This window comes from Planctopirus hydrillae (assembly GCF_001707835.1).
Taxonomy (GTDB): Bacteria; Planctomycetota; Planctomycetia; order Planctomycetales; family Planctomycetaceae; genus Planctopirus; species Planctopirus hydrillae.
Genome location: NZ_LYDR01000039.1, coordinates 341414 through 353719 on the forward strand (window position 1 = coordinate 341414; position 12306 = coordinate 353719).

Here is a 12306-nt window from a genome sequence, read left to right on the forward strand (position 1 = left end):
TTCAATGTCTTCTGAGGTTTCCCTCGAAACGGATCGAGACATTGATTGACGCCAATCTCGCTGTCGTCGACAAATCCGGCCGCTGGTCCCAAGAAGGATCTTGTGTGACACCGCAGATGCTCCCACATCGCTCAAATCGGAGCCATGCAGCGACAGGGCGCCTGGTGAGAATTCGTTTACCGTTCAGCCGAAACTTCGCATACGAGCAGATGGTATCCAAGCTGGGCTGTGGTCGTTTAACTTCTGGACGATCGATTGCCTGGGGTTTGATCCTGTGTGTAGTCTTATCGAGTGGTTGTGCGAAGAATCCGCGCGACAGCATCGCCAAACTCTGGGATCATGTTCCCAGTGCTCCGTGGACTGCCAGCAAATCGACAGAGCGGAAGATTGAGCAAGAGAAGCCGACAGTTGCTGCCAACTCAGCGGCGACCCTTTCAGCACGGGATGCTCAAGCGGCGGATGCTCCTGTCGAAGACCCCTTCGAAGTCGCCATCACTCCAGGTCAATCAACGAAGTCGGTCGACAGGGTCGGTTCAGGCAGTCCTTTGACGGAAGGCCAACACTCTGCGATTCACCAGACGAGTCTGACCTCCAGTTCTGCCAGTACAGATTCATCGACCGCATCCAATTCAGACGCTCCTGCCGTCGCCAAAACCACGGGAGCAAAACTTAAAGAGGCTCTTCCTGATCCACTTTCGGCAACTCCCGGAGATTGGACGAAGGCCTTTGAGCTCGCCAACGGGCTTGAAAAAGCCAAAGAGGCTACTTCACAGGAAGTTTCCCGTATCGGTCAGCTCCGTGAGACTCTCGAAGAAGATGCTCAGGCAGTCACCAAACGATCGTTGGCAGAACTGAACGAGTTCCGCTTACGCATTGAATCGTTACTCAGTCATGCGCGACGTCAGATTGAAGCCGGTGAACTGAAAACAGCACAGCGATTTGCCCGCCTGGCCAATGAGCTCAGTGAAGGGGCTGGTCTGGAATATGCGCCAACAGAAGAGCGACCTCAAGATCTGCTGCATCGGATTGAAGATTTGATCGCACTCTCAAGACCCGAAGCGGGCGAACTCAAACTCAATGATTTGGCTGCCGATCAAAAAGCTGTCGAGCCAGCTTCCGATGCGATGACCGCTCCAGCGGATGCAACGGAGGGTGCATCTGTCGTAAACGAAAACAGTGGTCACACTTCCGAGGAAGTGGCCGCTGTGCCACCTGCACTGCAGGGAAGTGTGAGTGCCAATCGCGCATTACGTTCAGTACCAAAAGACAGTCCCTCGAATCTCGTGGCCGAAGCGTCCCTACCGAGCGAGGCTGTCGTGACGGCGCATGTGGTGCAACATGATGTTCCAGAAACGACCTTGCAGCCGCTTTATCTTCCGGGAGTCGAGCAGCTTGGAACAGAAATTCATACTCGGGGTGAACATGCACAGGCTGTGGCAGCTTCGAAAACAGAAATTCTGCCCGAGGTACGCGGCCAGGATGAAAAGCAACCCTCGCGTTCAAAACTGAATGTCGATGCCATTGGTGAGTTTGAGCAGTTGGTGGTGAAATCCGACAGTGCCGAATTGGCATCGGGTCAAAGTCGCAGCAACCAATTGATGACCTGGATTCCCTGGGTATTGGGAATTCTCCTGGCGCTGGGCGCAGGGTGGGGCCTGGCACGCAGCACTGGCCGATCCGTCAATGTGGTGGTTTCGAGCCATTCCGCCTCTGCCGGTCATGTCTCATCCAGCGAAACTTCGGGATCTGCCTCCCATGCGTCGGCACCGGGTGAACGGTAATCATTACCCCGCCATCAGTTCGGTCACGAAACCAGTCATTGGCCGGCCATGAATCTGGTGACGCCGACCACCGCCTTTGGCCCGCTGGCAGGTTTGTCACTCCTTTTTCAGAGACCAGCCTCTTTTCGGCAACGCATGACCGAAAATTGTGGGCTAGGTTCCTTGTAACGAGACATCAGATTGTGGCTCGATGAATACAGGGAGTGAAAGAGATGGCTACGGATCCGTGGGGTCGACCGACCTTGCACGATTTGAAAACAGTCATTGAGAGTTTCGAAAAACTCGATGGCGCGAACTCTCGCAACACGGAGCGGATCGAACTGGCAGTGCCAGCCGAGATTACCACCCGGCGTGGAAATCTCATTCCAGCAATGACTCGGGAAATCAGTCGTTATGGTGTGGGATTATTGCATAAAGGGTCGCTCAACCCTGGCGATGTCCGTCTCAAGATGGCCAGTGAAACACGCGAATACACCTATAGCGTGGCCATTGAATGGTGCACCCCCGTAGAAAACGGCATGTTCATCAGTGGCGGTCGATTTCTCGGTAAACCCGAAGTGAGCGACGTCGAGAATTGAGATCGATGCCTCACGGGTCAATTAAACACTGGCAACTTGATCAAACTCGGTCAACCTGATCGGGCATCAATGGTTTGCTCAGTTCGGAGGGACGACCAACCTGTCGCGTGGCCCGACTTCGAGTCGATCATTCCGCATGCTTGCGGGGCGATGGGTTAAGTACCAATCGAGCCAGGCTTTCGTGGAGAGTTCCTGCCACTCTTCGCGGGGACTGCGATAGCGCGTCCCATTCGAACGCTCGGCTCTGCGAAGAGTATGCCGGGTCGGATCAATGGCCAGTCCTGCAATACCGGCAGGCTCACTGGCAATGGTACAAAGTGCCTGGCTCGCTTCGAGTGCCACATCCGAGTTCTCATCGGAAAGTCGCTCGATCAGAAGTGGGACAGGTTCCAGTTCCCCCGTTTTTCCAAGGGCCCAGCAGGCCGTCCGACGAATCTCATCGCGAGGGTCCTTAACGAGTCGCTTCAGCAGGTCAAGTTTTCCGACAAGATCGTCGCGATTGCCAAGCTGAAATTGAGCCACGATTGCGGCCTGAGCCTTGGCCACATCCTGATCAGAAAGTGATTTGGAAAGGCTTTTCAGGGCTTGGTCTGCCAGTTCGGCCGACGTTTTGGGATCTTTGGGTTTATCAACCAGTTGTGCGGCCAAATCGCGTCCACCAACCAGAATACCACCGCCGACACCGGGTGCAGCGCCTTCTCGTTTGAAGAGTGATTCGGTCGCCTTGCCTAGAAAGAGGAGCGAGAGGCTGGTGGCTGGCGAAAGTCCGGAAGAATCACGCCACGAGCCATCGGTCGCCTGATTCTGAATCAGCCAGCGGGCACCGGCATCGTACCAGTCAACACCGGCAATCTCTTCTTTCGCAGACAGGGCGGCGTACCGCTCAATTGCATACAGGTAATAACAGGGCCAGTCGGCCGGCATACCACGCTGAGCCAGGCGTTCGAGTGCGCGAAAGTTCTTATCAATGCTGGCATCGAGAACCGACATTTCGATGCGGGTGGGCCTTACGACGACCGCAGCCGGATTTTCTTCTGGTGGGGCTTCGGGTCTGACGGGTTCGAGAATTCCGAAACGCTTACCGATCGACGCATTGAGGCGACGAGTTTTGCCAGCGGCTGTCTTTCCGAAGAGAATCAGTCGAACAACCTGCAGGCTCCCGCCAGCCGCCGCTGTCATGGTGGCCTTGGTTTCCGTCGCACCTGTGGCTGTGGGATGATAACCCGAGCCGCCATCGGCATTTTGTGTCTGCTGGTGCCATCGGGCGGCACCTTCCCAGGCCTCTGTGGGAATCGTCACTCCGGCTCGATAGGCGGCCCAAAGTCCTAGTACGCCATATTGCGAAATACTGGTGTCGCCATAAATGTCGGTTTGCGAAGGGTAATACCATCCTCCGTGGGCTTTTTGCTGAGTAATCAGATAGTCAGCAATCAGATTTAAGCTTGGTTTATCACTGAGATCGCCAGCCGCTTCGAGCAGCATGGCATCGACCGCAGCCGAATAGATATGGTGCGAGGCCGGAAGGTAGCGATTCCCTCCACATCGTTTACGAACATCGGCCAAGGCCTCAGCGACTTTTTTGTCACTCAGATCCGAACCCGATTTCAGCAGTGCATAGCCCGTTAAAGCCAGAGAGGCCTGATCGTCAGCACTTGTCTGGAGGAAAGTTCTGGCTCGCTTGATCGCTGCCTGAACTTCGCGAGATTCAATCGTCAGCCTCGCGGACGGTTTCTCATCGGCTGAGTCCGCCTGAGGGCAAGACGTGATGAGAAAACAGCCAACTGTCAGCCATTGCAGGACAACAGGGCACCACCCACTGGCTTTCAGATGTGGAAAAGGTGGTGCAGCCATTGGTCGCCTCTGGGGAATACAACGTGGGAATTCGACTGATAATATGAACCTGTCGTTCTGTGATTTCATGGCCCTGCGATGACATGGTGCAGTCGCGGTCTGGTACCGTGATGTCTTTGAGCTTTGATCATACGGCTCCACGCCTGACAGGCAACCAGCGGTTTCAGCAACAAATACGTATTCTCAGGAGTCAATCAGCAAGAGCGGCTTCGTGGCTGGCCGCCAGCCAGCTCGCTCGCCTGAGGGTATTCCTGAAAACCAGTTGTCCAGTACGGTGGGGGCGTTGACATCGAGAGAGTCGAAGCTCATGGTTCTTCTCGTAGGGACGGGCATCTTCGAGTGATTCGGAGCCTGGCTGGACGTCACAAAGCTCTGTAAAAAAATAACTTATGATCTTTATTCTGAGGGTGGCGGGGGATTTCCACAGGGATGAAAATCATCCCTGACGTCATAGAGACGAGGATTGCCAAACGAAGTTTCAGCAAAGAGTGTGAACTTCAGTCCACTTGACGTGGCGGTTTTTCCGACGATCATCCCTACATAAGGATCCAGCCTCTCTTTGAAGAATAAACGATTTAAAGAGTGGTCTGGAGATGGACAGGCTCAACATGAGGTGGTGCCTCTCCAAAGTATTGATTGGGCTGGCTTTGAGAAAATTTCTTTTCTTGAGCGATTTATTTCCTCTTCAATCCTGAAGGAGGACTTGTGAACTCAAGAAACGGGATCATTTCCTGAAATCTGGCCAAAGGTTTTTTGAGAGAGAAATGGAGTTCTCGCGAAGGGTGTGAAAAGACGATGCCCAGACGACCAGGTTCTGAAGCTGGATTTAGAACTTCAGAAACTGGAGTGAGGGGCTGTCAGCCATGAAACTCAGTCGGGCTTATGACTAAGCTCGACTCCAGCGGATTATCAACGCATGGCCAACTTCCGACGGATTCAGAATTGCTGTGCTGATTTCTCCACGGCATCTCAGCAGCAGCCTCAGATCGGAAAACGTCTTACAGACGACCTGAGGCACCTGACCTCCGACTGGTTGGCAGCCCTCTGGCGGAAGCTGTTTCCGCAAATGATCCCCATCCCGATCCGCACGAAAGAGAATCCAGTTCCGGCTCGCCGCCCGGATGGAGTCGCACGCTTCAGTTCTCTGGTTTGGCCATCACGAGATTCCAACTGATCATTGGGAATTTCCCACAATGACCTGGTATCTCTTCGTTTTCTGCAGGCAATTTCAGGCAATCAGCGGCTGAGATTTTTCCGCAGTCAATTGCATGAAACTAATGGGATGGATTTGAGTGAGTTCTGCGGGCCAGCCAACAGTGTCCTGGGATGAAATCAAAGAGCAGGTGCGTGCTCGGACAGATATTGTCCAGCTTATTGGCGAAACGGTTTCTCTCCAGCCGGCCCGAGGTGGTCGCACATTTCAGTGTCTCTGTCCGTTTCATGACGACCACAATCCTTCCATGCAGGTGAATCCAGAACGGCAGACCTATCGCTGCTGGGTGTGCAACGAAGGGGGAGACTGCTTCTCATATGTGATGAAGCACGACAATCTCAGTTTTCCGGAAGCATTGACTTTACTGGCTGAAAAAGCAGGGATTGAGCTGCCACGCCGCAGTCGAAACGAAGCCGGCTTTGGGGAATCCTCAGGTCCGAAAAAGAGTGATCTGTTTGAAGTTCTGGCATGGGCATCCCGGGAGTTCCAGCAATGTTTAAAGGGCTCTGCGCTGGGGGCACCGGCCAGAGAATATCTGGCATCAAGGCAGCTCAAGCCCGAGATCGTCGAGCAGTTCGCACTCGGCTATCACCCCGATGACTGGCACTGGCTGCAGGAGCGGGCTCGCGGTCGCTTTTCCGTGGATTCTCTCGCTGTTGTGCGCCTGGTGGGGGCTCGAGATAACGGCCCCGGTCATTACGACTTTTTTGTCGACAGGCTGCTCTTTCCGATTTGTGATGAACGCAGCCGACCAGTGGCATTTGGCGGCCGGATTATTCCCGGTCGGCCCGTAAAGGAAGATGCTCCCAAGTATTGGAACAGCCCGGAAAGCCCGCTCTTCTCCAAAAGTCGGCTCTGTTATGGGCTCGATCAGGCACGGGAAGCGATTCGCCGCACAGAGACTGTCGTGGTCACAGAAGGCTACATGGATTGCATCAAAGCCCATCAACATGGGCTGAAAAATGCTGTGGCGACATTAGGAACAGCACTCACTGAAAATCATGTCCAGGTATTGAAGCGTTTAGCCCGAAAATTTGTGTTGATTTATGACGGTGATACGGCCGGGTTGAATGCTGCCGAACGTTCGTTGCCTCGATTTCTGGCTCAAGATGTCGATTTACGGATCTTGACGCTTCCGGAAGGTCTTGACCCTGACGAATATCTCGAAGCGAAGGGCTTGGCGGCTCTCGAAGAGGCGATTCAGGAAGCTCCCGAGGCATTGGAGTTCAAGCTCCGCCGATCAATCGAAAGGTTTGGGACGGGGAGTGTCGACGCGCGGCAGCGTGTGACGGATGAACTGTTGGAAACCATGGCGCTTTCGCCAGGGCTAGCGGGTTCTGTCCGTGAGAGAAATCTGCTTTCCCGGCTCACTTCCCGGCTGGGATTGAGTGAATCGCTCCTGCAGAAGCGATTACGCGACCTGCGCGGCGAACAGCGCTTCAAGAATGTTTCTCAGCCTCCCCGAAAAGTTGATCCAGCCGAATCATCGATCATTGACGACGAAAGACCGCTTCAGGAGCAGGTCAATTCGCTTCAGAGATCGACCGCCGGAGACGATCTGCTGGAAAGCGAGTTCTTCCGCCTGTTGCTCCAATCACCGGATGATTTTCTATGGGTAAGCCAGCGAGTTGGTTCCGACGACTTCCATCACCCTGCATTCAGGCATCTGTGGTGTGTGTGCCTCGATGTGGTCGAACATGGACAGTTACCGTCGTTTGAACTTTTGTTGGCACAAACCGAATCGCCAGCCCTCAAGGGACTTCTGGCGTGGCTGGGAGAAAGCCATCTCAGTGCCGCTGAATTGCTGAGCCTCCAAGAATCGGCCGGAGTGACAGCGTCCACTAGCGAGCTGGAAAACTGGGCAGGTCAGCCAGGTTCAGCGGGTTCTGTGGCCGACCCAGAAGTTCGACGGCACTTGCTGAGCCAGTTGACAGACCGATTGGTGCTCCGCAGAGAACTGAATATGCATAAAGCCCGTCGTATGGAACGTGGTGAGGCTGGGGCGAAATTGAATCCATCAGCAAAAGATGTTTTGGCACAGGCGATGCTTATTCATCGAAAACGAGCCGGGGGCATGCAGAACAATCCCCACGAATCCCCTTCCGGGGCGTAGAATTTTTGGGATATGAGATTTTTGGAAGAAAAAACCGAGATCAGGAAGTGCCGCACTTGAACCCGTTTTGCAACAGGAATTACCAATTTGCAGAACTTGCAACATCAGAACTGCTTGCAACTTCCGAACAGACGGAAAAGTGAAGATCATAATTCAGAAGTTCAATTCAACTCGATCCGACAGTGCGAAAGGGAGGATTCATAATTCGCTGACATGAAACGATCTGTCTTTCTCAAGCAATAGATAGAGAGATCCGGTTGGCCTCGCATAAGATTTTCTGTCAGTCCACTTACGACAGGCTTCGATCCTCACGGAACTATTCACAGTAAAAACTGATGTTTTGTATTGATTGAACCTGTTGCAGCTTCAGGATTTCGTTTGATTTGACCGTGTGATGAACGCACGGTGCGATTTTCCAGGGATGGGTCATGTCTGAGGGGGATGTTCGGCAAAACAGACATTGAGCAGCATGCATGTGGCTTTTGTTCCAGAAATCGTTGGACAAGTCGCTTGATCGTGTTGGTTACGGGTTTGTCGGGCATCCATGACACATGATGTGGAATTGGGAATTCTCTGGAGTGAGCCAAAACCTCCAGAGTTTGTCATTCAGCATCACAAGTTGGAAATAACATTCGGGTTTGTCCCGAATCATGACCAGTTGAGGAGAATTCTGTGCATCGACTTGATCAAGGCCTGCATGAGTTAATTGTTCGTGGGAAAAAGCAGGGCTTTCTGACGTATTCACAGATCAACGACTATCTTCCGGATGAAGCAATGAATCCGGAGAAGCTCGACGAGTTGCTGGGGTCGATCTGGGAGGAAGGTCTCAAGATCGTCACCGATGACCAGGTGGGGATGATTGTCGAGGAGAAGAAGAAGCCGCGGACTCGTGCCAAGAACGGCAAGGAAGTTGTCGTCGAAGAAAAGTCGAAGAAGATCGACGATCCCGTGAGAATGTATCTCACGCAGATGGGCGAGATTCCCCTGCTGACTCGCGAGAAGGAAATCTCTCTCGCCAAAACCATCGAAGTGACTCGCAATCAGTTTCGCGAAGAGCTTCTGGAATGCGATTACGCACTCAAGATGGCATTCGATACCCTCTCGAAGGTCAACAGCGGAGAATTGCCTTTCGATCGCACAATCAAAGTCAGTGTGACCGAATCCAAAGAAAAGAATCAGATTCTGGGGCGCATGCCTCACAACCTGAAGACGATTGAAAACCTCCGTAAGCAGGCAATTGGCGACTTCGAGAAATCGATCGATGCCAATGCCTCTTCCGAAGAGCGAAAAGAAGCCGAAAAGCAGCACCTCAAGCGTCGCCGCAAGATGGTCAAGCTGATTGAAGAACTCAGCCTGCGAACTCAGCGTCTGCAACCTACGATGAAACGGCTGGAGCAGATCTCCCGCCGGATGTGCGACCTGCAGCGTCAGATTGACAGCCTCAAGCACCTGAAAAGTGCCCGTGATGAACGTGCCAATATCCACAAGGAATTGCACGATCTGATGATGATGACGCTCGAAACACCCGAGGGACTTCGTCAGCGGGTCGAGCGAGTTCGCGAACGCTTTGCCAAATACGAACAGGCCATGCGTGATCTCTCGGGTGGTAACCTGCGACTCGTGGTTTCGATTGCCAAGAAGTACCGCAATCGTGGTCTCTCCTTCCTCGATCTCATTCAGGAAGGGAATACTGGCCTGATGCGTGCCGTCGATAAGTACGAGTATCGCCGGGGTTACAAGTTCAGTACTTACGCGACATGGTGGATCAGGCAGGCGATTACCCGTGCGATTGCCGATCAGGCCCGTACGATTCGTATTCCTGTTCATATGATCGAAACAATGTCCAAGCTCCGTAAAGTGGCCAAAAAGCTGCTCCAGGAGATGGGCCGCGAACCGACCCTCGAAGAAACTGCCGAAGCCGCTGGTGTTTCTCTCGAAGAGACTCGCCGCGTCATGAAGATTTCGCGTCATCCGATTTCGCTGGATCGTCCTGTGGGCGAAAGCGAAGACAGCTACTTCGGTGATTTCATCGAAGACGACAACACCGAAAGCCCGGTGATGGCTGCCACACAGGAAATGCTCAAGGACAAAATTGATAACGTCCTCAAGACGCTCACTTACCGCGAGCGGGAAATCATCAAGTTGCGTTACGGCCTGGGCGATGGCTACACCTACACTCTCGAAGAAGTGGGCCGCATTTTCAAAGTCACTCGCGAACGTGTCCGCCAGATTGAAGCCAAGGCAGTTCGCAAATTGCAGCACCCGGTGCGCAGCAAGCAACTGAAAGGTTTCCTCGATGGCCTGATGATTGCCGTCGCCAAGTAGCGCGTCGATTTCAGCCTTTCGAATGTATTCTCAGAGGATGCTCAGGCCGCAGAAGTGATCCCTTCTGTGGCCTGAGCTTTTTGTTGGAAGTGATCTCCCATTTTGCCAGTGATCGAATCCTGACGGGAAATCTCTCAAAACTCGGAAGCCTTGCAGGAAAGTCAATCAGACGCCCAGTTGCTACAATTTGCGCATGGCAACCTCATTGGATCTTCCGCAATCCCGCACGATTTTCTGGCCGGCTGTCTTCACTCTGGCGCAGCGCGAAGTCATTCGTTTCTTAAGGCAGCGTTCGCGGCTGATTGGTGCACTGGCCCAGCCGATCCTGTTCTGGATCCTTTTTGGGGCAGGCCTGCGTGGTTCATTTCAGTCGAATGACGGCGCTTCATTTCAGGCCTATTTCCTGCCGGGTGTGGCAGTCATGATTGTGCTGTTCACAGCCATTTTCTCGACCATCTCGATCATCGAAGATCGGCGTGAGGGATTTTTGCAGGGAGTTCTGGCAGCCCCGGTTTCTCGTCTGGCCATCGTGATCGGTAAACTGCTGGGCGGTTCCCTCCTGGCTGTCTCTCAGGCTCTGTTGTTTCTCGTGATTGGGCCCGTGCTCTCTCTGGTCGGACTGACTGAATCCGTCCCGCTGGGCCTGACCATCTCGAACATTCTGCCTGTGATCGGCTTTCTTACACTCCTGGCTTTCGCACTGACCGGGCTCGGCTACATGATTGCCTGGCAGATGACTTCCACGCATGGATTTCATGCGATCATGAGTGTTTTTCTCATGCCCATGTGGTTGTTGAGTGGTGCCTTTTTTCCCGCTCAGGAAGGTTGGCTGAAGTGGGTTCTCGCTGTGAACCCACTCACCTATGGAGTCGCTGGTTTAAGGCAATTGCTCCGTCCCGAGTCGGCAATCAATTTGCCATCCTGGAATACCTGCCTGCTCGTGACTGTTTTATTCGCTCTTTTCTGTGTGACAGTGGCCTGTTGGCAAACCAGTCAGAGATCGATCAGAAATGTTCGCTGATGATCACTGACCTCAATTGGTCTCGATGTGAACCTGCAATACAGATGATTCTGCCGGGAAAATGACAGGTTGAACTTATGCAAACGATGATTTCCTATCGCCGCCGATCTGTGATCAATCCCATCATCAGCCCTGGGTCAGACCTCTCCAGGAGATGGATGGTCTCTGGAAGCCTGCTGGCTCTCGTGATTGGCTGCTTGACTCTCCTCCCAGTTGGTGCTTCCCTGGCACTGGCACAGGAATCATCCGGGACATTGATCAAGGTTGAGCCGGGAAAACCGAACCTCATTGATTCATCTCAACTGACAACGGCACCCAGCGAGGGGCTCGTCGATCAGCACGGGAAGCCGATTCCGAAAGATCCGCTGACCGGTCAAAATGCGATCTGGCCTGCGGAAGGAGTCGAACCTTTTGAGTTCACCAATCAGGACGGTGAGAAGATCAGTAACGAGTCACTGAAGGGTAAGCCCTACGCCATCTCGTTCGTGTTCACCCAGTGCCGGGGACCCTGCCCCATGGTGACAGGCGCCATGCGGGAACTTGCCGATCGCACCAAAAAATACGATGTCAATCTGGTCACTCTGAGCATTGATCCAGCGCGCGACACTCCCGAAGTGTTGAAGGAGTATGCCAAAACGTATGGCGCAGATACGAGTCGCTGGCAGTTTCTTACCGGGCCGCAAAATGAGATTCACAAACTCATTGCCACCAACTTTCTGATGCCGGTCGGAGAAGACACTTCGCCACAGCGTGAACTGGGCAAAGAGTTTGAACATACCACCAACGTCATGCTGGTCGATGCCCAGGGGGTCGTTCGCGGGAAGTTTAACTCGACCAATCCTGCTGAAATGGCGGTCTTGCGCCGACATCTCATCACTCTGGCCACGGGTGTCGAACCAGAGCCTTTACCCGAGGAGAAACTGATCGTTCTCGCAGGTAATGTGCGTCCCATTCCTCCTGAGGATCTGCTCCCCCGCTGGGTCAAAACGCTGCCTGCCATCAATGCGGCTCTCAATGGCCTCGCGACTCTGCTACTCATCACAGGTTACATCTGTATTCGGCGAGGTCAGCGTGAAATGCATCGCCAGTTGATGCTCTCCACCTTCATGACATCGGTCGTGTTTTTAGCCTGCTATCTGGTCTATCACTGGGCTTTGCATGCCTACACGGGTTCCAGCGGCAAGAAATTTCAAGGAGAAGGGATCATCCGCCCGGTCTACTTTGCCATACTTGTGACCCATGTGGCCTTGGCTGCACTTGTCCCCGTACTGGCGGTTATTACCATCAGCCGTGCCTTACGCGGCCAGTGGGAACGCCATCGCCAACTGGCGGTCATTACGTTCCCCATCTGGCTCTACGTGAGTGTGACCGGCGTGCTGATCTACTTCATGCTCTATCATTTTTTCCCTGGCCCTCAAGCCTGA

The 12306-nt window shown here is 53.5% G+C and carries 8 protein-coding genes; 7 read left to right on the plus strand and 1 reads right to left on the minus strand.

The features are described 5' to 3' along the window. The first annotated feature begins 164 nt into the window (after window positions 1-164). Together A6X21_RS04525 and A6X21_RS04530 are read left to right on the plus strand one after the other, a co-directional pair. Window positions 165-1781, plus strand: a complete 1617-nt coding sequence (locus A6X21_RS04525) for a hypothetical protein (protein ID WP_131818188.1) — start codon at window positions 165-167, stop codon at window positions 1779-1781. A gap of 212 nt (window positions 1782-1993) precedes the next feature. Beyond that, window positions 1994-2359 (plus strand): PilZ domain-containing protein, encoded by a 366-nt coding sequence (locus A6X21_RS04530; protein ID WP_013108493.1) that lies wholly within the window; start codon window positions 1994-1996, stop codon window positions 2357-2359. Window positions 2360-2437: 78 nt separating this feature from the next. On the opposite strand, the gene A6X21_RS04535 is transcribed toward A6X21_RS04530, so the two are convergent. Next, window positions 2438-4210, minus strand: a complete 1773-nt coding sequence (locus A6X21_RS04535) for a HEAT repeat domain-containing protein (protein ID WP_068846293.1) — start codon at window positions 4208-4210, stop codon at window positions 2438-2440. 916 nt (window positions 4211-5126) lie between these two features. Here A6X21_RS04535 and A6X21_RS04540 point away from each other — a divergent pair. The 5 genes from A6X21_RS04540 to A6X21_RS23615 all read left to right on the plus strand — a co-directional run bounded on the left by A6X21_RS04540 (window position 5127) and on the right by A6X21_RS23615 (window position 12306). Then, complete coding sequence (locus tag A6X21_RS04540; protein ID WP_068846294.1) at window positions 5127-5384, plus strand: hypothetical protein; 258 nt, start codon at window positions 5127-5129, stop codon at window positions 5382-5384. Window positions 5385-5502: 118 nt separating this feature from the next. Beyond that, window positions 5503-7536 (plus strand): DNA primase, encoded by a 2034-nt coding sequence (gene dnaG / locus A6X21_RS04545; protein ID WP_083233399.1) that lies wholly within the window; start codon window positions 5503-5505, stop codon window positions 7534-7536. A gap of 672 nt (window positions 7537-8208) precedes the next feature. Then, entirely contained in the window at window positions 8209-9861 is a 1653-nt protein-coding gene (gene rpoD, locus A6X21_RS25365; protein WP_068846297.1) for an RNA polymerase sigma factor RpoD, read from the plus strand. 193 nt (window positions 9862-10054) lie between these two features. Beyond that, window positions 10055-10882: an ABC transporter permease gene (locus A6X21_RS04560; RefSeq protein WP_068846298.1), complete on the plus strand. Its 828-nt coding sequence runs from the start codon at window positions 10055-10057 to the stop codon at window positions 10880-10882. Window positions 10883-11040: 158 nt separating this feature from the next. After that, window positions 11041-12306: a DUF420 domain-containing protein gene (locus tag A6X21_RS23615; protein WP_165603678.1), complete on the plus strand. Its 1266-nt coding sequence runs from the start codon at window positions 11041-11043 to the stop codon at window positions 12304-12306.

Excerpts from the sequence above, each read along its gene's own strand:
- A6X21_RS04560 (WP_068846298.1), top strand. The coding sequence starts at position 10,055 with ATGGCAACCTCATTGGATCTTCCGCAATCCCGCACGATTTTCTGGCCG.
- A6X21_RS04540 (WP_068846294.1), top strand. The coding sequence starts at position 5,127 with ATGGCCAACTTCCGACGGATTCAGAATTGCTGTGCTGATTTCTCCACG.
- A6X21_RS23615 (WP_165603678.1), top strand. The coding sequence starts at position 11,041 with ATGGTCTCTGGAAGCCTGCTGGCTCTCGTGATTGGCTGCTTGACTCTC.
- A6X21_RS04530 (WP_013108493.1), top strand. The coding sequence starts at position 1,994 with ATGGCTACGGATCCGTGGGGTCGACCGACCTTGCACGATTTGAAAACA.
- A6X21_RS04535 (WP_068846293.1), bottom strand. The coding sequence starts at position 4,210 with ATGGCTGCACCACCTTTTCCACATCTGAAAGCCAGTGGGTGGTGCCCT.